The sequence below is a fragment of the Streptomyces sp. NBC_00440 genome, assembly GCF_036014215.1.
Lineage (GTDB): Bacteria > Actinomycetota > Actinomycetes > Streptomycetales > Streptomycetaceae > Streptomyces.
In genome coordinates, this window is sequence record NZ_CP107921.1 from 1000820 (window position 1) to 1020377 (window position 19558).

Consider the following 19558-nt stretch of genomic DNA (forward strand, 5'->3'; position numbering starts at 1 on the left):
AGGACGGCTGAGACGGCTGAGACGGCTAGGACGGCTGGGCGCTCTGTGCCGCCTGGGCCCGTTTGAACATCCGGGTCGCGGTGATCTCGCCGTGCACCTGCTCCCCACCGGGGTCCTGCTGCGGGAGACCCGGCCGCAGATGCTCCTCCACGCTGATGTACTTCAGCCCCGCCCTGAGATCCGCGTCATTGCGCAACCTGATGACCAGCGGGAATTCGGCGAGCGCCGTGGTGTCGAAAAGCCCCGTCGTATAGAGCAGCTGGACGCCGAGAGCATCGGAGACGGCGCGCTGGAGCTCCAGCAGATAGGTGGCGTTCGCCCGGCCGATCGGGTTGTCGAGGAAGAGCGTGCCCGCGTGCCGGTGCCTGTCCCGGCCACGGTCGTTGCTGCGCAGGGCGGCCATCGTGCAGTAGAGGGCGATGGCCGCGGTGAGCAGCTGTCCGCCGGAGAACACATCTCCCATCTGCCCCACCGGGACCCGCTCGGCCCGGAGCACCGCGTCCGGCTTGAGGATCTCGACGGCCACGCCCCTGGGTTCGAGCGCCGCCTGGACGGCCCGCAGCAGCAGTGACATCCCGTCCCTGCGCAGATCGGAGTTCTTCTTCAGGGCCGCCCTGGTCGCCTCGTCGACGACCTCACCGAGCCGTTCGGCAAGGGTGGCCTGGTCGGGCTCCTCGAAACGGATGCGCAGGAACTCCTGGCCCGACCACTCCCCGAGGCCTTCGGGCAGCCGGGAGAGCCGCTGGGCGGAGCGCAGTGTGGTGAGCGCGGACTCCACCAGGCCGCGCAGCCGGTCGACGATCGAGTCCCGGTTGCGCTCCAGCTGCTCCAGTTCGTCGGTGAGCACCCGCAGCCGGGGCGCGAAGGCCGCCGCCCACTTCTCGGCGTGCTCCGGGAGCGCGGCGGCGGGCAGTTCACGGATCTGCTGGCGTGCCGGGGTGCGGACCTGCTCGTAGCGGGTGGCGTTGGCATGCCGTACGAGGATGTCACTCGCCTCCCGCACGGCCGACTCGGCCGCCGACAGGTCGCCGGCGCAGGCACGCAGTGAGCGGCGGGCCTCAGCTGCCGACTCCCTGGCCTCCTCCTGGCTGCCGGGATACGGCTCGGGCGGCGCGGATTCGGCGCCCTCGTCGTCCTGGTGCGGGTCGCGGAGCAGGTCCCGCAGCAGGGCGGCCGACTCGTCGAATCCGCCCGCCGCGTCCTCCGACGCCCGGTGGGCGCGCAGCAGTTCGGCGTGGGCCGCGCGGGAGGTCTCCAACGCGTCGGTGCGGGAGCCCAGTTCTGCCGTGGCGGTCCGCAGCAGGGTCTGTGCGGCGTCCGCGTCGGCCGGTACCAGTGCGTCGGGCAGCTCGGTGTGGGCGTCCGCACCGTCCGCGGGCGCGAGCCGTTCGGCCTCGCCGCGCAGCCGGCCGAGCTGTTCGCTGGCGGTCGACGCGCGTGTCTCCAGCATCTGGACGAGCGACTCCGCGCGGGCCGCGGCTGCCTGCCGGGACGGGCCGTCGGCGCCGTCGGTCGATTCGAGCAGCTGGGAGGCGCGGGTACGGACCTTGTTGGAGAGCCGGTCGAGCTCGGCGCGGGCCGCGCTCTCGTCGCTCTCGGCCCTGGCCTGTTCGGCCCGGAGGTCGGCTCCGACGCCGACCTTCTCGTACAGCTGCGATGCGGCACGGTAGGCCTCCCGCAGGGCCGGCAGTGCGGAGCGCTGTGCGCCCGCTTCCGGTTCGGGCAGGTCCTCGGGCACTCCGGCGATTTCGGACCGTTCGGCCCGCAGCGCGCGGGCGGTGCGGCGCGCGTCGTCGGCGGCCCGCTGGGCGGCCCTGCGGTCCTCGTCGGCGGCCCTGGCACGCTCCAGGCAGGCCGCGGCCCGGGTTTCCGACTCGGCCGCCTCGTCGCCCAGTTCGCGCAGGGTGACCTGCCAGCCCGCCCGTTCGCGGAGCCGGAAGGCCAGTCCGGAGAGCGCGTCGGCCACTCGCCGGGCGCGCTGTGCGGCGTCCTGGCGTTCGTCGCGCACCCGGGCGGCGTCGGCGGCAGCCTCGTCCGCCTCGGCCCGGGCCGTACGGGCTTCCTCAAGTGCGGCGGTGGCGGTCCCGGCCGCTTCCTCCGCGCTGCTCGCGGCAGCGGCCAGTTCGTCGAGCGTCCCGGGCGGGCAGGCGGACCGCCAGGAGCCGAGCCGGGCGGCGAGCGTCCGGTCGCCGCCCAGCCGGGCAGCGAGCGTGCGGATCTCCTCGTCGCGCCGGCCCGCACGGGAGCGCAGCGCCTGCCGTTCCTCGTCGGCGGCGTGCTCGTCGTGCATGGCCGGGTTCGGCGGTACGAGGAACACGTCACCGTCGCCTGTTCCGGACGGGCCGGGGCCCGGTACCGGTGCCAGCAGCGCGGACGCGGTGCCGACGGCGACCGCGGAGCGCGGGAGCAGGGCGGCCCCGCTCAGCACGGAGCGGGCCCGGCTGTGTGCGGCCGGGTCGGTGATCACCACACCGTCGACCAGCTCCGGGCGGGCGGCCAGCACCGCCGCGTGGTCGGCGGGGTCCACCGCCTGGGCGAGATAGCGCCAGCCGGGCAGTGCGGGGATACCGTGCTCGCCCAGGAATTCGACGGTGGCAAGGACATCGGGTCCCGGCGGCAGCAGCCCACCGTCACCCAGTGCGCCGAGGATGCGGGAGTCGTCCGCGGCGGCGGTGCGCAGCTCGAAGAGCTGGCGTTCGGCCGATGCGACGCCCCCGTCGAGAAGTTCCTTGAGCTCTTCCGCGTTGCGGTCCAGCTCGGCTGCGGTGAGCCGGCCGCTGGTCAGGGTGCCGGCATGACTCTCCGGTGCGCGGGCGGCTGCGGCGGCCTGTGCGTCCTGCGGCCCGGCGGTTCCGGAGGCCCCTGCCCCGGTCTCGTCGGCCTGGCCTGCGCCGGTCCCTCTCCGGGGCCGGTCCGCTTCCTGCGGCGTGGATCCGCTGCGGGGCTGGGGCAGCCCCGCAGTCGTGACCGATGCCGGTGTTGATGCCGGTGCAGATACCCATGCGGATACGGGTGTTGATGCCGGGGGCAAGCTCAGCAGTTCGGCCAGCCGGGGCTCCGCCGCGATGGAGTCGGCGGTGCGCAGCTCCGCCTCGTACGCCTGCTCGGCGGCCCGCGCAGCGTCCGCGGCCCGGGCGGCGGCGAGGTCGGCCCGGCTCTCCCGGGAGGCGGCCTCCCTGGCCTCGTCCGCCGTGGTGCGCGCCTGCTCGCGAGCCGTGTCCCAGGCGGCGACCGCTGTCTTCTCCGCGTCGCTGGCCGCCAGTGCGGCGCGCGCAGGATCCGCGTCGGGCGCGGTGTCGTCCAGCCAGCCCGCGCGAACGGCCTCGGAGGTCTCCTGGCCGACCTCGGTGAGGCGCTGGCGCAGGTGCCCGGCCTCGCTGCGGGCGCGCTGTGCCTCGGTCGCCGCGGCGGTGGCGTCGCGGTGGGCGGCCTCGCCCGCCGTCTGGAGCACGGCAGCGCGCTCCTCCTCCTCGTTGGCGAGCTGCTCGCCGCTCTCGGCCGCCGAGTGGAGTGCGCGGACCAGGTCGGCCGCCGCGGTGGCCCGGGCGGCCAGGGCCGGGGCGGCGTCCCGCTCGGCCTCACGGATGGCCACCGCGACCCGGGCGGACCGGTCGGCTGCCGCGCGGTGCCGCAGCACCGCCTCGGCGGCCTGCCAGGCCGAGTGGAACGTCCGCGCGTCGGCCAGCTCCCTGCGCTGCGCCGCTGCGGACTTCTCGGCGACGGTGAGCGCCAATGAGGCGTGCCGGTAGGCCAGTTCGGCGGCGATCAGCGCGCTGCGGCCGCGGGCGTCCTCGGCCTGCGTGACGGTGTGGGCGGCGGAGGTGACCTGCTGGGCGAGGTCGGACGCGCGGCCCCGCTCGTCGGCGGCGCGGGCGGAGAGCCTGCGGGCGAGGGTGCGCGTACGGCGCTCGGCCCCCGCGTGGACGTCCCTGGACCGCGAGCGCGCCGCCGCGGCGTCGACGATGCGGCCGAGCAGATCGACCGAGCCCGCGGTGAAGTCACGCTCCGCGGTGAGTTCGGCGCGGCGGCCGAGCTTGCTCCCGAAACTGCCGACGAGGTCGGCCAGTCCGTCCGTGTCCCGGGTGTCGGTGACGGCCCGCAGCAGCAGATCCGTGAAATCGGAGTCCTTCTTGACCGCGAAGAGACCGGCTGCCTCGCCCTCGTCGGCGTTCATCTCGCGCTGGTAGCGGAAGAGTTCGGGGTCGAGGCCCAGATCGCCGAGGTGTTCGTTCCAGCGGTCGTGGATCTCCTCCCAGTGGACGTCCAGATGGGGATAGAACTTGCCGGCCTCGGTGATCGCGTCGCGGAAGCCCTTCATGGTGCGGCGCCTGCCCCGCGCCCCGGAGACACCCTCCACCGGCGGCCGTACGGTGGTGGCTTCGGCGACCGGAAGGGAGTCGAGGCTCAGCCCGGGGCCGGGCCTGAACGAGTACCAGGCCTCGGCGAACTTCCGCGGGTCGTTGGAGACCTGCCGGCCGCGCCACTCGCTGGCCTTGCCGACCACGACGAGCTCACCGGTGAGGGTGTGCTGCCACTCCAGGGCGACATGGCCGCAGTCGTCGGCGAGCAGGAACTTGCGCAGAACGCCGGAGCTGGCGCCGCCGAGTGTGTTGCGGTGGCCCGGCAGCATCACCGAGAAGATCAGCTTCAGCAGGACCGACTTGCCGCCGCCGTTCTCCAGGAAGAGGACACCCGCGGGCGCGGGGCGGCGCGGCGGGCCGACCGGTTCCTCCTCGAAGAACTCCGCCTGGGCCGGAGCCGGGTGGGGCACGGGGGCGCCCACTCCCCGCAGGTCGAGCACGGTGTCGGCGTAGCGCGCACCGGCAGGTCCGATGGAGTAGAGGCGGACCCGGGACAGCTCGTACATGGCGGCGGACTCTCGTCGTTGTGGTGCGGGATCTGGCTCTGGGGCTGGTCAGGAGTGGAAGGGGAGTCCTGCGTCGGCGGTCAGTTCGAGGTCGTCGGTCCCGGAGGGCGGCAGCAGCGTGGCCGTTCCGTCGGTCACCGGCACGACGCCCAGGTCGAGCAGCTCGGCCATGGCGGCGCTGCCCGCCATGTCGCGGACCTGGAGCTGGTAGCGGGCGGTGGTGCGGTACGCGCCTCCGGCGTCGTCGCCGGTGCGCTGCAGGAACCCCGAATCCGTGAGGAAGACAACGGCCTTGGCGACGATCCCGGTGGTGGAACCGGCCAGCCGCCTGGCGTCCTTGGTCGCTCCGGTGGAGCTGCGCCTCGCGTAGATCCGCCAGGCGGCTTCGAGCCCGGGGGCATCGGTGGCCGGGTCGCTGTTCTCGCCCTGCTCATCGGCCCGCTCCTCCAGCCGGCGGCAGGCCTGGCGGACGAACGCGTCGACGCCATTGACCGTGATCCGGCCGATGTACCCGTCGTCGGCGAGGTCTTCGGGGCGCGGGAAGGACATGGCGGCGACGGCGAGATGGGCCAGCCCGTGCAGGAAGCGGTCGGCGGAGTCGGCGGCGGCGCGGCGCGCGTAGTCGCCCATGCGTACGGCGAAGACCGAGTCCTCCCCTGCGGCGACGGCCATGCCCGCCCGGGTCGATACCTCCAGGACGACCAGGCCGAGCCCGGTGGCGACAGCGTCGGCGAGCCGGGCGAAGGCGGGCGCCTCGCGGTAGCGGCGGAGCAGCTCCGCGTACTCGGCGTCACGGGCGGGCAGCAGCTTCGGCTGGAGTCCGAAGGCGACGAGGCGCGCCGCGTCGGCGGCGTCGGCCGGGGTCACCGCCGGGCCGGCCGACGGCACGGCGGCGCCGCCCTGGTCGGGCTCGCTCCACGCGGTGTGCTCGGCGTGGGTCTCGCTCACAGCTGCTGCTCCTCGGTCGGTGTCGTTCTGTGCTGCTCCCCGGGTCCTGGCTGCCGGAGGTTCATGCGGACTCCGTACGGCCCGCGGCCATTCCGACGGTGTCCAGGAGGGCCGTCCCCACTATCAGATCCGCACCGCCGAACTCGGAGTCGTCCAGATCGGTGCCGTCGTCCACGGCGAAGAGCAGGCGTTCCTCACCCTGCCGGTACGCGGTGCCGACCGGCGGGCTGGCCGCGTGGATGGCCAGCAGGGCGACCAGATACGGCAGTTCCGGATCCCGCAGCCGGGCTTCGGCCAGCAGACCGGAGAGCCGGCGCGGGGCGTCGTGCTCCAGGTCGAGCAGCTCCATCGCGGCTGCCAGCTGCTCCTCGCTGAACCGGCTGTCGTCCGGTGTCGCGATGAGGTCGGGCTCGGGCATCTCGGCGCCCAGGTGCTCCCGCTCGGCCGGCGGCGTCAGCAGAATGTCGACCAGGTCCCCGACCCGTACCGACACGGGGGTACGCAGCCCGGTGCCCCGGGCGAAGAACGCGTCGGTGACCCGGATGGCCTGCTCCAGCGGCAGTGGCAGTACGGGGGCGACCAGCTGTCCGTACAGATCCAGTCCGGAACTCGCCGTCGGCGGGGCGAATGCCTGCCGGTCCTGCTCGGCGCGGAAGAGCGGCCCGGCCTCCAGCAGCCGGGACTGGAGCTGGGTGTGGCGGCGGATGCAGTCCTTGACGATGTCGACGAGCTCGGCGGCGCGCCGCTTGTGCTCGGGCTCCTCCGTCTCGTCCCTGGCCTTGCGGATGTTGGTGAGGATCGCGTTCTCATGGCGGTAGCGGTCGGCCACGTGGTCCAGGGCTTCGTCGATCATGTCGGGCACGGTGCGCAGCCAGTCGACCGCGCGGACGTTGCGCCGGGTCGCTTCCAGGGTCCTGCGCAGCGTCTCGGCGTACTGCACGGTCCGGTAGCGGGCCTGCTCCGCCGCGAGCTGGGCGTCGGCGAGCCTGCCCCGGCTGATCAGCACCTCCAGCTTCACCTCGGCGGCGATCTGTGCGCTGGTGACGTCCGTGTCGAGGGCGCCCACCAGGACGTTGACCGCTTCGTCGGTGGTGCGCAGATAGACGGTGCCGCCGTGACCCGGCACCTCCTCGACCAGCTTGAAGTCGTAGTCGCGGCGGACGTACTCCCCGTCGGGACCGAACGTGCCGTAGACCGCGCGGAACCCGCGGTCCACGCTGCCGACATTGATCAGGTTCTCCAGCACCCAGCGGGCCACCCGCTCGTGCTCCTCCGCCGGGCGGCGCGGGGCCTGGGCCGCGACGCGCGGCAGCAGCCTGGCCACTATCTGGTCGTGGTCGGCCCCGGTGTCGAAGTCCATGTTGAGCGTGACCAGGTCGATCGCGGCGAGCGCCACCTCGGCCATGGCGTAGACCGTGTACTCGCCGGCCAGATTGGCCTTGCGCACATCGAGGTCGTGCAGTGGGGCGGTGCACGCGAGCGCGCGCAGCCGCCGCGCCAGCCCTTCGTCGGCGGCCGGGCCCGGTGCGGGGCGCGGCCCCGCGCTGAGCTGGGGCGGAACGAATTCCGTCGGGGCAGGCGAAGTCACGTTGCACAGATTAGGTCCTCGCACTGACAACGGTCGAAACGGCGCGGATGGGGCGCCTGTCCACCGGGCCCGCTCGGCCTGCGGCGGCTAGGCTTCGTGCTCCCCGGACCGGGCCCGGATCCGCCCGTACGCACCTCCGGGGCCACGACTGTCCACCCCGTGAACCACCCCCGGACCATGCCCTGTCCACCGTCCGGTGCACCCAGCAACCACCTTCGGTCCGCCCCGGATCCCGCCCCGGATCCCGCCCCGGTGCGAACCCCGTCCCGCTCCCGGAGGGAGCCGTATGAGCACGACCGCCCCGACCGCCGCCGCCCCGGCCGTGGTCGATCTCAACGCCGACCTCGGTGAGGGGTTCGGCCGCTGGACGCTCACCGACGACGAGGCGCTGCTGTCCGTCGTCACCAGTGCCAATGTCGCCTGCGGTTTCCACGCGGGCGACCCGTCGACCATGCGCCGGGTCTGCGAACTGGCCGCCGCTCGCGGTGTACGGATCGGCGCCCAGGTCTCGTACCGCGACCTGGCGGGTTTCGGGAGGCGCGCCATGGATGTCCCCGCCGGTGAGCTGGCCGACGAAGTCGCCTATCAGATCGGCGCGTTGGAGCTCTTCGCGCGGGCCGCCGGCAGCCGGGTGTCGTACGTCAAACCGCACGGCGCGCTCTACAACCGCACCGTCCACGACGAGGAGCAGGCGGGCGCGGTCGTCGCGGGCGTGCGGCTCGCCGGGGGCGCGCTGCCGGTGCTCGGGCTGCCCGGCTCCCGGCTACTGGCGGCAGCAGCGGACGCGGGGCTGGCCTCGGTGCCGGAGGCCTTCGCCGACCGCGCGTACACCGCGCAGGCCACACTCGTTCCGCGCAGCAGGCCCGGGGCGGTGGTGCACGAGCCGGAGGCGGTGGTCGCCCGGGCGCTGGCCATGGTGCGCGACCACTCGGTGGCCGCGGTCACCGGGGAGCCCGTCACCGTCGACGCGCGGTCGCTCTGTCTGCACGGCGACACCCCGGGGGCGGCGGACATCGCACTGCGGGTCCGCCGGGAACTGCTCGCCGCCGGTGTGGTGCTGGAGCCCTTCGCATGACGGCCCGGCCACGCGGCGGAGGGCGCCGGCCGCACGGGGGGCCGTGCCGGTGAGGGTGCTGCCGGTGGGCGAACACGCCCTGCTCGTCGAGCTGGAGTCGGCGCCGGAGACGGAGGCGTTCCACGCCGAGCTGCTGCGCAGGCGCGACGCCGGTGAGCTTCCCCCGGTGACGGAGATCGTGCCGGCCGCCCGGACCGTACTGCTGGACGGTCTGGCCCGCCCCCGGGAACTCGCCGCCCGGCTCACCACCTGGACCGTGCCGCCGTCCGCCGGGACCGGCGGTCCTGAGATCGAGATCGCCGTGCGCTACGACGGCCCCGATCTGGCGGAGGTGGCGGACCACTGGCAGGTGGCGCCTGAGGACGTCCCGGGAATCGTCGGCGGCCTCCGGTTCCGGGTCGCCTTCTGCGGTTTCGTGCCCGGCTTCGGCTATCTGTCCGGTCTTCCCGACCGGCTCCGGCTGCCGCGCAGGGCCACGCCCCGTACGGCTGTGCCCGCCGGTTCGGTCGCTCTCGCCGACACCTACGCGGGCATCTACCCCCGCTCGTCCCCCGGCGGCTGGCAGCTGATCGGCACCACCGGCGCGGTGCTGTGGGACCAGGACCGCGAGCCCGCGGCGCTGCTGGTCCCGGGCGCGCGGGTGCGGTTCACGACGGAGGAGGCGGCATGAGGGCGACCGGCCCGGGAGATCCGGGCGCCGGGGTGCCGGATGCGGGAGTTCCGGATGCGCTGGAGGTCGTGCGTGCCGGGGCGCTCACCACCGTGCAGGACCTCGGGCGTCCGGGCCACGCGCATCTCGGCGTTCCGCGCTCGGGCGCCCTGGACCCGGCCGCGCACCGGCTGGCGAACCTTCTCGCCGGTAACGCGGCGGGCGCCGCCACCCTGGAGACCACACTCGACGGCACCGCGGTGCGGGTCCGTACGGATGTCACGGCGGCCGTGACCGGTGCGCCCTGTCCGGTACGGATCGACGGCCGCCCCGCCGCCTGGGGCGCGCCGGTAAGGGTGCCGGCGGGTGCCGTGCTCGACGTGGGCGGGGCGGTCGGGGGGCTGCGCAGTTATGTGGCGTTCGGCGGTGGCGTCGCCGTGCGGCCGGTGCTGGGCAGCCGGGCCACCGATCTGCTCTCCGGTCTGGGCCCCGCACCGCTGGAGGCCGGGCAGTTGCTGCCGCTGGGGGTCCCGGGTGAACCGCCGCCGGGCCCGGTGGACGCGGTCCCGCTGCCTGCTCCCCCGGACGAGCTGGTGCTCCCGCTGGTGCTTGGCCCCCGTGCGGACCGGTTCACGGATGCGGCACTGCGGGCCCTGCCGGAGGCCGGCTACCGGGTCTCGGCCGCGAGCAACCGCATCGGCCTGCGCACCGAGGGCCCGCCCCTGGAACGCGCGGACGGCGCCGAACTCCCCAGTGAGGGAATGGTTCTGGGCGCGGTGCAGGTGCCGCCCGACGGGCTGCCGGTGCTCTTCCTCGCCGATCATCCGGTGACCGGGGGCTACCCGGTGATCGGGGTCGTCCCCGAGGACCGGCTCGGGGCTGCGGCGCAGGCGGTGCCGGGGACTCCGGTGGTGTTCGTTCCCGTACACGGCCGTCCGGCGCCGCCGTCGCCCGGCGCCCCGGACCGGACGCCCGTTTGATCCTGCCGGCTGCGTTGGCCCGCCCGTCGGGTGTACAGGGTGGACGGGGCGTCACGGCGTCCGGCCGAGGTGTCGGCTGTTCAGCGCACAACCTATGCCCCAACAACCCCACGGCGTACGCCAGTTCCTTCCCGGTGTGTTCGCAGCCGGACGTCGGGTGATCCGGCGGCCGGGGGCCCGCCCGGTGGTGGGGCGGGCGGCGTGGCCGCGTCAGACCGCGGTCCCCTCGGTGCCGATCCGGTTGCGGACCGCGGTCTGCACCTCGGCCTCCTCGGCGGGATCGGCGGCCAGCCGGCGGAGCCGGTCGACCACCCGGACATCGCCGGTCTCGGCGTGCAGGGCGGCCACCTCCCGGGTGGTCTCCTCGCAGTCCCACAGGCACTCGACGGCGAATCCGGCGCCGAAGGACGGGTCGGTGGCGGCGAGCGCGCGGGCCGCGCTGCCGCGCAGATGAGAGGAGGCCGTCTCGCGGTACACATGGCGCAGGACGGGCGCCGCACAGGCGATGCCGAGCCGGCCGGCCCCGTCGACGAGCGTCCAGAGCAGGGCCGCGTCGGGGCCGTCGGCCCGGACGGTCTCGCGCAGCGCGCCGAGCACCAGGTGTGCGTCCTGCACCCCGCCGCGCCCGGCGAGCACACCGGCGGCCGACGCACCCAGCTCGTCGGGCCGCTGCACCCAGCAGCGCGCGCGGTCCACCGCCTCGTCGCCGCACATCCGCTCGAAGGCGGCCACGGCCGTCTCCGCGACGGTACGGGAGGGGCTTTCCACCGCGGCTTCGATGAGGTCCAGCACGGCGGGGTCCCGCGCCTCGGCGAGATAGTGCAGCGCCGCGCAGCGGGCTCCGTCCGTACCGCTGCGGGCGGCCTCGACGATCGCGGCGCGGTCCCCGGGACCGGCCACGGCGGTGAGGCAGCGGGCGGCGGGCAGATGCAGTTCGCTGCCGCGCTCCAGTCCCTGCTGCGCCCAGTCGAAGACGGCCTGCACGCTCCAGCCGGGGCGGGGGCCCGTCGGGCGCATCTGCCGCTGCCAGCGGTCGAAGGACCCCTGCTCCGCGGCGGCCCTGACCCGGGCGCCCACCGAATCCCGCGGATCATCGGCCCACAGCCACCAGGGCCGGGGTTCGTAGGCGTCGCGCACGGCGGCGGCCAGCTCGGCCTCGCCCTGCGGGGTGGCGGGGAACCGGCCGAGTACGGGCACGGCCAGAGCGCGCAGCCCCGCGTCGTCGTCACGCAGGGCGAGTTCGTCGAGCGCCCAGGCCCAGTTGGAGCCGGTCGCCGCGTACCGCCGCAGCAGCGCGAGCGCGTCGTCCCTGTCGTACGAGGCGAGGTGACCCAGTACCGCGAGGGCGAGCCCGGTCCTGCTGTCCTCGGTGACGAAGTGGTCGTCCGGGACGAAGAGGTGCCGCTCGATCTCGCCGAGCCCGCCGTCGAGGTCGAGGTAGAGGCGCGCGTAGTAGAGCGAGCGGTTCTCGACCTGCCAGTCGTGGCGGGGGTCGCTCAGGACGCAGTGGTTCAGGGCGGCCAGCGCTTCCTTGCGCGGTGCGGCGAGCGCGTGCAGCGTGCCGTCGCCGCGGCCCCGCTGGAGGAGGCCGAGCAAGGTGCCGCTCGGCGCTATGACTGGATCGTTCATGGAAGAGGCCTCACATCAAGCTGTAGACGCAACCGGGATACGTGGACTACCTGGCCGCGCAACAACATGTCCGGCCGCCCGTTGCCATCTGCTTGGTGCAGTTCATCTTCCTCTGCCTCTCGTCGGTGGTCCGATGTGGACCCGCGACGTCATGATGACCCAGCCAAATCGCCACCGCGACCACATTTACGACAGGCCGGTCAGCGGGCGCCGAACAGCTCCACCAGCTCCGTCTTCCCAAACATCCGCGCGGTATCCACGGCGGACGGAGTCCCGGCCTCCGGATCGGCGCCACCGGCGAGCAGGGCGCGGATCACCGCGTCCTCGCCCTTGAAGACCGCACCGGCCAGCGGGGTCTGGCCCCGGTCGTTGGCCCGGTCGGCCTCGGCGCCGCGGGTGATGAGGGCCTCCACAGTCGCCGCGTGGCCGTGGTAGGCGGCGAGCATCACCAGGGTGTCGCCGCGGTCGTTGGTGAGGTTCGCCGGGACCCCCGCGTCGACGTACGCGGCGAGCGCGTCGGCCTCCCCCTGCCTGGCGAGGTCGAAGACCTTCGTCGCCAGCTCGACCACCTCGGGGTCCGGAGCCTCGCTCATCGCGCGTACCGCCTTCCATGCCGTGACCTCGGGGTACGGCAGGTGAGCCGTACGAGTGAACCGACAGATTACTGCCCGCCCCGGGAGCCTGGCACGGCCCGTACATCCCCATCGACCAGTCAGGTGAATTACCTGATATTTAACCCATTTGCACCTTTTATCGCATAGATACTTTCTGTGAACCTGGAAGAACTCATGGTGACTGTCCCCCCAACCAGGAGAACACTCATGATCCTTTCCATCTCAGGCGTCGTACTGCTGGGAATCATCTCCTTCCTCTTCTTCAAGAAGGACGGACTCAAGGCCTCCCACGGGCTCGTCTGCGCCCTCTTCGGCTTCTACGTCGCGGGTACCGCCATCGCACCGAGCATCACGGCCGGCGGTGCGAGCCTGGCCAGCATGCTGGGCGGAATCAAGTTCTGACCCTCGGTAACCGTTTCCCACCCACCCCAGGAGACAGACGTGGCCCGGCGACCACTTCCCCGCATTCTGAGCAGCAGCAGCGCATCGATCACCCGCAGCCGCGAGATCGCGCGGACGGCCGCCGACAGCGCCACCGACGTGCTCCATCCACTGATCACCATCGGGCGTGGCCTGCGCAAGCTGGCCTCGGCCGGGCGACAGCGGTGGGCCGCGACACCCAAGGACCGGCGCGGTCCCGTGCTGTTCCTCGTCGCGGCCTGCGTCCTGGTGGTCGCGCTCATCCCGTACGGGCCGCTGCTCGCCCTGATCACGGTGATGGCCGCGGCCGCCTGGCAGGGGCACGAGCGGACCGTGGTGAAGACCGGGCCCGACGAGGCGGAGACCGCCCGGCTCCAGGCGCTGTACGAGGCCCTGGTGCCGTACTTCTCCGTCCCCGACGACCCGGCTCCCCTCTTCTGCCACGGAGGCGCGTGGGACGAGGCGTTCAGCGACTACACCTTCGACGGCGACGGACGGCTCACCGCGCTGCACGTCGCGTATCCGGCGCACTTCACCGACGGCGAAGCCGCGTCCCGCACCCGGATCGAGCAGCTCCTGCACGCCAAGTCAGGGCGCGGGCGCGAATACCGCTTCGACTGGGACGAGGAGAACAACCGGCTCGCGATGAGCGTGCTGCCCGCCCTGTCCACCACGATCGCGGCGCAGCCCTTCGTCACCGGGCCCGGCGAGACCGTCCTCGGTTTCACCGACCCGGACGCGGTGCGGCGCACGGTGCCGGTGCGGGACGGCGAGGAGCAGGCCGACGCACCGCCCGTCGTCTGGCGGACCGGCGCGCGCTCGACCGAACCGCATCTGCTCGTCGTGGGCGAGCCGGGCAGCGGGACCACCACACTGCTGCGCTCGATCGCGCTCCAGGCCCTGCGGTACGGCGACGTGGTGATCATCGAGGGCAGCGGGACCGGGGAGTACGCCTGTCTCACCGGCCGCGACGGGGTGCTCGCCGTCGAGTGCGGACTCGCCGGGGCCCTGAGCACCCTGGAATGGGCGGCGCACGAGACCGAGCGGCGGCTGATCGCGGCCAACCGCGCCAGGCAGTCCGGGCATCCCACGCCCGAGGACACCAGGCGCCCGCTGTGGATCCTGCTCGACCGGCCCAGCGTCTTCGGGCATCTGGCGGCGGCCGACGGGCGCACCGACCCCCAGGAGCTGCTGCAGGTCCCCCTGCGGCACGGCAGGGCGGCCGGCGTCACGGTGGTGGTGGCCGACCAGTCCGACACGGTGGACGCGCTGAGCGACGCCGTCCGGCGCCACACCCGCGCCCGCGTCGTGCTCGGATCGGCGCCCGAGGACCAGATCGAGGCCCTGCTCGGCACGCCGCCCCACACCACGCCGACGCCCGGCACCCCGCCGGGACGCGGCTATGCGCGGCTCGGGTCCGGGCCGGTGCTCCGGCTCCAGGTCCCGGCCACTCCCGACCCGTACGACGACGCGACCAGTGAGGCGCACCGCAAGGCCGTACTGGATCTGCTCCCCGGCCGGCAGGGCGCGCCGGAACCGGCACCGGTGACGCAGCAGGCCACCGCGGAGCCCGCGCCGATGGAGAAGGCCCCGGTGGAGGCGGCTCCGCTGGAGGCCGACCGGCTGGAGACCGGGCCGCGCCCCATGGAGGCGGCGCCGGTGGCGGCCGAGGGCTGACGGGACCCCCGGGGCGACGGGAGGTGACAGGGGGCTGACAGGGGTTCGGCGAGAAGGGCTCAGGCCACGAACGTCCGCGGGGCTTCGGTGCCGGTGCTCGCGCCGGTCCCGACCAGCCGCGCGGCGGCCGCCAGCCGCAGCGCGGCCTCGTCGGCCACCCGGCCCCCGACGGTGAACGGCAGCCGCACATACCCCTCGAAGGCCCCGTCGACCCCGAACCGGGGCCCCGAGGGGACCCGGACGCCGACCCGCTCCCCGACCTCGGCGAGCCGGGAGCCGGAGAGCCCGCCCGTCCGCACCCAGAGCGTCAGCCCGCCGTGCGGCACGTCGAACTCCCAGTCGGGCAGCTCCCTGCGGACGGCGCCGACCAGCGCGTCGCGGTTCTCCCTGGCCTGCGAGCGGCGGATATCGACGGCCTGCTCCCACCCCCCGGTGCTCATCAGCCAGTTGACGGCCAGCTGCTCAAGCACAGGGGTGCCCAGGTCGGCGTAGGCCCGGGCGGACACCAGGCTGCGGATCACGTCGGGCGCGGCGCGCACCCAGCCGATCCGCATACCGGCCCAGAACGCCTTGCTCGCCGAGCCCACCGTCAGCACCGTGCTGCCGGCCGGGTCGAAGGCGCAGACCGGGCGGGGCATTTCGGTCTCCTCGTCGAGGAGCAGCTCGGTCATCGTCTCGTCGACGACCAGGACGGTGCCGGCCGAGCGGGCCGCGTCCACAAGACCGCGCCGCTGGTCCTCGTCGGCGAGCGCGCCGGTCGGGTTGTGGAAGTCGGCCACCACATAGGCGATACGGGGGGCCGCGTCGCGCAGCACCTGCCGCCACCTGGGCAGATCCCAGCCACTGAGCCCTTCGGCCATCGCGACCGGCACCAGCCGCGCCCCGGCCTCCCGCATCAGCTGGAGGATGTTGGCGTACGAGGGCGACTCGACGGCGATGCGCTCGCCGCGCCCGGCGAACAGGTGGCAGATGGCGTCCATGGCGCCCATCGCCCCGGTGGTCACCATGATCTGCTCGGGCATGGTCGGGATGCCCTGCTCCGTGTAGCGGTCGGCCAGTTTCTGGCGCAGCGCCGGCAGCCCCGCCGGGTAGTCGCCGTGGGTGTGCGCGTACGGCGCCAGCTCTTCGAGCGCGCCCTGGACCGAGCGCGTGAGCCAGGGCTCCGGCGCGGGCAGCGCGGCGGTGCCGAGGTCGATCATCGAGCCGAGTGTCTCGGGCGGCAGCGGTTCCAGGCCGCGGGCGGGCAGCGGGTTGCCGGCCGGGACCGCGGTCCAACTGCCCGCGCCCCGGCGGGACTCCAGGAAGCCCTCGGTACGCAGCGCCTCGTAGGCGGCGGCCACCGTGGTGCGGCTCACCGCCAGCGCGACCGCCAGTTCCCGCTCGGCGGGCAGCCGTGCGGCCACCGGGACGCGGCCTTCGAGGACGAGCACCCTGATGCCGTCGGCGAGCGCCCGGTAGGCGGGCGGCCTGCGCGTGCCGGGGCCGGCCGGCCGTGACTGCTGGGTGCTGAGCTGCCGGGCCAGCTGCGCCGCGCCGACCGCCGAAGTCCACTGCGTCATGGAATTCAGTCCACCTTCCCGGAATTGGCCATGGTTGGCCTCGTAACCCAAGCCACAGAGTGTCACGTACCAGTCCACTGCGGCTACCCACCCTCATGGAGGACCATATTGTCCAGGAATGTCATACGCAGGCTTGTGCAGCTCTACGTCGGTCTGGCGCTGTACGGCGTCAGCTCCGCCCTCCTCGTCGACGCGGGCCTCGGCCTTGAGCCGTGGGGTGTGCTGCACCAGGGACTGGCCAGGCTCACCGGTCTGACGATCGGCACCGTCTCGATCATCGTCGGCGCCGCCGTACTGCTGCTGTGGATCCCCCTCAGGCAGCGCCCGGGGCTCGGCACCGTCTCCAACGTCTTCGTCATCGGCATCGCCATGGACTCGACCCTCGACCTGGTCCCGGCCGTGCACGGCCTGCCCGGCCGGATCGCGCTGATGGCGGCCGGCATCCTGCTCAACGGCGCGGCCACCGGCCTGTACATCTCCGCCCGCTTCGGCCCCGGCCCCCGGGACGGCCTGATGACCGGGGTGCACCGCCTCACCGGCCTTTCGATCCGGCTCTCGCGCACCGCCATCGAGATCGCCGTCGTGGCCACCGGCTTCGTCCTGGGCGGGACCCTCGGGGTGGGCACCGTGGTGTACGCCCTCTCCATCGGGCCGCTCGCCCAGCTCTTCCTGCGGGTGTGCGCGCTGCCCGACCCGGCCGCCGACCGGGCGCCGCTGGCCCGCGCCACGGCGGAGGCGATACTTCCCGAGTGACGAGGACCCAGCACCCCTATCTGGACCACCCGGGCCCGATCCCGTTCGCCCACCGGGGCGGATCGGCGGACGGCCTGGAGAACACCGCGGCCGCCTTCCGGCTGGCTGACCGCGCCGGTTACCGCTACTTCGAGACCGATGTACACACCACGGCCGACGGCCGGCTGGTCGCCTTCCACGACGCGACGCTCGACCGGATGACGGACGCGCGAGGCCCCATCGCCTCCCTGCCGTGGAGCGAGGTCCGGCGGGCGCGGGTGGCGGGCACCGAACCGCTGCCGCTCTTCGCCGACCTGCTTGAAGAGTTTCCCGACGCCCGCTGGAACGTCGACATCAAGGCCGGGCCCGCGCTGGTCCCGCTGATCGGCCTGATCCGCAGCACGGGCGCCTGGGACCGGGTGTGCGTCGGCTCGTTCTCGGAGAAGCGCGTGGCCGCGGCGGCCCGCCTCGCGGGTCCGCGGCTCGCCACCTCGTACGGCATGAGCGGCATCGCGGCGCTGCGGCTGCGCTCCTACGGGGTCCCGGCCGCCCTGCGTACGGGAGCTGTCTGCGCCCAGGTGCCGGAATTCCACGGCCGGATCCGGGTGGTCGACCGGCGCTTCGTGCGCACCGCGCACGCCCGCGGGCTCCAGGTGCACGTCTGGACGGTCAACGACCCCCGGCGGATGGCCGCCCTCCTCGACCTGGGCGTGGATGGCATCATGACCGATCAGCTGGAGTCACTGCGCACGGTCCTCACCGCGCGGGGGGCGTGGAACTGACGATCAGGGGGCGCGGTTTGAGCGCTGGCACCGCGAACGGCACAGTCGGTACGGCCGGAGCGACCACCGCGGCCGACCGGAAGCGCGAGCAGCACGGCTGGTACTTCTACGACTTCGCGTCCTCCGTCTACTCGACCAGCGTGCTCACGGTGTTCCTCGGCCCGTATCTGACCTCGGTCGCCCGGGCAGCGGCGGACGCCCACGGCTACGTCCATCCGCTCGGCGTCCCGCTGCGCGCGGGGTCCGTCTTCGCGTACACCGTCTCGGTTTCCGTGGTCGTGGCGGTGCTCGTCATGCCGCTGGCGGGCGCCGTCGCCGACCGGACGGGACGGAAGAAACCGCTGCTCGCGGGCGCCGCGTATCTCGGCGCCGGGGCCACAGCCGGGATGTTCTTCCTGGACGGCGACCGCTATCTGCTGGGCTCGCTGCTGCTGATCGTGGCCAACTCCTCACTGGCCGTCTCCATGGTCCTGTACAACGCCTACCTCCCGCAGATCGCGGAGCCGGAGGAGCGCGACACCGTCTCCTCACGCGGCTGGGCCTTCGGGTACACATCGGGCGCCTTCGTCCTGGTGCTGGATCTGGTGCTCTACTCGGGCCACGCGGCTTTCGGGGTGTCGGAGTCCACCGCCGTACGGATCTGCCTGGCGACGGCCGGGGTGTGGTGGGGCGCCTTCACCCTGATACCGCTGCGCCGGCTGCGCGACCGCCGGGTGGGCGCGGCAGCGGGCCGTGGGGCGGTCGGTGCCGGGTGGCGGCAGCTCCTGCGGACACTGCGGGACATGCGCCGCTATCCGCTGACTCTCTCGTTCCTGCTCGCGTACCTCGTCTACAACGACGGCATCCAGACGGTGATCTCGCAGGCGTCCGTGTACGGCTCCGAAGAGCTGGGCCTCGGCCAGACCACCCTGATCACCGCGATTCTGCTGGTGCAGGTGCTGGCGGTGGCGGGCGCGCTCGGCATGGGGCGGCTGGCGCGGACCTACGGCGCGAAGCGTACGGTGCTCGGCTCCCTCGCCGTGTGGACGCTGATCCTCGGTGCCGGGTACTTCCTGCCCGCCCGTGCGCCGGTCTGGTTCTTCGTGCTGGCGGCGGCGATCGGCGCGGTGCTCGGCGGCAGCCAGGCGCTCTCGCGCTCGCTCTTCTCCCATCTGGTGCCGGAGGGCAAAGAGGCCGAGTACTTCTCGGCGTACGAGATGAGCGACCGCGGCCTGAGCTGGCTCGGCCCCCTGGTGTTCGGGCTCGCCTACCAGTTGACCGGCAGTTACCGTGCGGCGATCATCTCGCTGGTGATCTTCTTCGTACTGGGTTTCTTCCTGCTGGCGCGGGTACCTGTGAGGGAGGCCGTGGCAGCGGCGGGAAACGCGGCACCGCAGCGGGTTTAGGCATTGAAGTGAAAGGCCGGTAGTGTACGCCTTTGGCTCACCGGACGGACCGTTACTGCGGGATCATCAGCCGAAATCGCAGGGTGACATCTCTGAGTAGATGTGACAAAGAGGGCACTGGTGGGTACAACAAGGGGCGGCACGACGGGCGACGTATGACCCGCAACGGGAATCTTTACCGCCGACCGGACGTTGACCGGATGACGACGACAGCGACACCTGTCCTGTGGGCGACAAGCCCGGGAGGCACGATTCATGAGTGAGCGAGCTCTTCGCGGCACGCGCCTCGTGGTGACCAGCTACGAGACCGACCGCGGCATCGACCTGGCTCCGCGCCAGGCGGTGGAGTACGCATGCGAGAACGGACATCGCTTTGAGATGCCGTTCTCTGTAGAGGCGGACATTCCGCCCGAGTGGGAGTGCAAGGCGTGCGGCGCCCAAGCACTCCTGGTAGACGGGGACGGCCCTGAGGAGAAGAAGGGCAAGCCCGCGCGCACGCACTGGGACATGCTCATGGAGCGGCGCACCCGCGAGGAGCTGGAGGAGGTGCTGGCCGAGAGGCTGGCCGTCCTTCGTTCCGGCGCCATGAACATTGCCGTGCATCCGCGGGACAGCCGCAAGTCCGCGTAACGCCCAGGCGTTCGCGTACAGCA

General features: G+C 73.3%; 15 protein-coding genes. 9 read left to right on the forward strand and 6 right to left on the reverse strand.

The features are described 5' to 3' along the window. Positions 1-25 precede the first annotated feature (25 nt). From OHB13_RS04475 to OHB13_RS04485, 3 genes are all read right to left on the reverse strand, one after another. Positions 26-4867, reverse strand: a complete 4842-nt coding sequence (locus OHB13_RS04475; RefSeq protein WP_328375797.1) for a hypothetical protein — start codon at positions 4865-4867, stop codon at positions 26-28. Positions 4868-4915: 48 nt separating this feature from the next. After that, on the reverse strand, positions 4916-5815 hold the full coding sequence (locus tag OHB13_RS04480; protein ID WP_266859111.1) for a hypothetical protein: 900 nt from the start codon (positions 5813-5815) through the stop codon (positions 4916-4918). A 61-nt stretch (positions 5816-5876) separates the two neighbouring features. Beyond that, the gene (locus tag OHB13_RS04485) at positions 5877-7403 is read right to left on the reverse strand and encodes a hypothetical protein (protein WP_266859109.1); all 1527 of its coding nucleotides are present in this window, start codon (positions 7401-7403) and stop codon (positions 5877-5879) included. A 322-nt stretch (positions 7404-7725) separates the two neighbouring features. Between OHB13_RS04485 and OHB13_RS04490 the strand changes: the two genes are divergently transcribed. From OHB13_RS04490 to OHB13_RS04500, 3 genes are read left to right on the forward strand one after another with little or no spacing between them, the layout of a single operon-like run. Next, positions 7726-8478 (forward strand): LamB/YcsF family protein, encoded by a 753-nt coding sequence (locus OHB13_RS04490; RefSeq protein WP_328380209.1) that lies wholly within the window; start codon positions 7726-7728, stop codon positions 8476-8478. Positions 8479-8527: 49 nt separating this feature from the next. Next, positions 8528-9148 carry a 5-oxoprolinase subunit B family protein gene (locus tag OHB13_RS04495; protein WP_266859107.1) on the forward strand — a complete coding sequence of 207 codons (621 nt, stop codon included), beginning with the start codon at positions 8528-8530 and terminating at the stop codon, positions 9146-9148. Then, positions 9145-10107 carry a biotin-dependent carboxyltransferase family protein gene (locus OHB13_RS04500; RefSeq protein WP_266859105.1) on the forward strand — a complete coding sequence of 321 codons (963 nt, stop codon included), beginning with the start codon at positions 9145-9147 and terminating at the stop codon, positions 10105-10107. Before OHB13_RS04495 ends, OHB13_RS04500 begins: the two co-directional genes overlap by 4 nt. Before the next feature lie 210 nt (positions 10108-10317). On the opposite strand, the gene OHB13_RS04505 is transcribed toward OHB13_RS04500, so the two are convergent. Beyond that, positions 10318-11736 (reverse strand): HEAT repeat domain-containing protein, encoded by a 1419-nt coding sequence (locus OHB13_RS04505; RefSeq protein WP_328375802.1) that lies wholly within the window; start codon positions 11734-11736, stop codon positions 10318-10320. A gap of 200 nt (positions 11737-11936) precedes the next feature. Then, on the reverse strand, positions 11937-12329 hold the full coding sequence (locus OHB13_RS04510; RefSeq protein WP_266859102.1) for an ankyrin repeat domain-containing protein: 393 nt from the start codon (positions 12327-12329) through the stop codon (positions 11937-11939). A 228-nt stretch (positions 12330-12557) separates the two neighbouring features. On the opposite strand from OHB13_RS04510, the gene OHB13_RS04515 reads away from it, so the two are divergent. Together OHB13_RS04515 and OHB13_RS04520 are read left to right on the forward strand one after the other, a co-directional pair. Further along, entirely contained in the window at positions 12558-12752 is a 195-nt protein-coding gene (locus OHB13_RS04515; RefSeq protein ID WP_266859100.1) for a hypothetical protein, read from the forward strand. A gap of 39 nt (positions 12753-12791) precedes the next feature. Continuing rightward, positions 12792-14447, forward strand: a complete 1656-nt coding sequence (locus OHB13_RS04520; RefSeq protein ID WP_328375806.1) for an ATP-binding protein — start codon at positions 12792-12794, stop codon at positions 14445-14447. 59 nt (positions 14448-14506) lie between these two features. On the opposite strand, the gene OHB13_RS04525 is transcribed toward OHB13_RS04520, so the two are convergent. Beyond that, positions 14507-16006 carry an SCO1417 family MocR-like transcription factor gene (locus OHB13_RS04525; protein ID WP_266859096.1) on the reverse strand — a complete coding sequence of 500 codons (1500 nt, stop codon included), beginning with the start codon at positions 16004-16006 and terminating at the stop codon, positions 14507-14509. 108 nt (positions 16007-16114) lie between these two features. Here OHB13_RS04525 and yczE point away from each other — a divergent pair, with 108 nt between their 5' ends. From yczE to OHB13_RS04545, 4 genes are all read left to right on the forward strand, one after another. Then, entirely contained in the window at positions 16115-16759 is a 645-nt protein-coding gene (gene yczE / locus OHB13_RS04530) for a membrane protein YczE (RefSeq protein ID WP_401609262.1), read from the forward strand. After that, positions 16756-17520: a glycerophosphodiester phosphodiesterase gene (locus OHB13_RS04535; protein ID WP_328375809.1), complete on the forward strand. Its 765-nt coding sequence runs from the start codon at positions 16756-16758 to the stop codon at positions 17518-17520. Before yczE ends, OHB13_RS04535 begins: the two co-directional genes overlap by 4 nt. A gap of 17 nt (positions 17521-17537) precedes the next feature. Next, on the forward strand, positions 17538-18905 hold the full coding sequence (locus OHB13_RS04540; protein ID WP_266859092.1) for an MFS transporter: 1368 nt from the start codon (positions 17538-17540) through the stop codon (positions 18903-18905). A 255-nt stretch (positions 18906-19160) separates the two neighbouring features. After that, the gene (locus tag OHB13_RS04545; protein WP_161311542.1) at positions 19161-19535 is read left to right on the forward strand and encodes an RNA polymerase-binding protein RbpA; all 375 of its coding nucleotides are present in this window, start codon (positions 19161-19163) and stop codon (positions 19533-19535) included. The last annotated feature ends 23 nt before the right edge of the window (positions 19536-19558 follow it).

Bases quoted from the DNA above. Each gene is read 5' to 3' on its own strand.
- OHB13_RS04475 (WP_328375797.1), bottom strand. From the start codon at position 4,867: ATGTACGAGCTGTCCCGGGTCCGCCTCTACTCCATCGGACCTGCCGGT.
- OHB13_RS04500 (WP_266859105.1), top strand. From the start codon at position 9,145: ATGAGGGCGACCGGCCCGGGAGATCCGGGCGCCGGGGTGCCGGATGCG.
- OHB13_RS04505 (WP_328375802.1), bottom strand. From the start codon at position 11,736: ATGAACGATCCAGTCATAGCGCCGAGCGGCACCTTGCTCGGCCTCCTC.
- OHB13_RS04510 (WP_266859102.1), bottom strand. From the start codon at position 12,329: ATGAGCGAGGCTCCGGACCCCGAGGTGGTCGAGCTGGCGACGAAGGTC.
- OHB13_RS04515 (WP_266859100.1), top strand. From the start codon at position 12,558: ATGATCCTTTCCATCTCAGGCGTCGTACTGCTGGGAATCATCTCCTTC.
- OHB13_RS04525 (WP_266859096.1), bottom strand. From the start codon at position 16,006: ATGACGCAGTGGACTTCGGCGGTCGGCGCGGCGCAGCTGGCCCGGCAG.
- OHB13_RS04545 (WP_161311542.1), top strand. From the start codon at position 19,161: ATGAGTGAGCGAGCTCTTCGCGGCACGCGCCTCGTGGTGACCAGCTAC.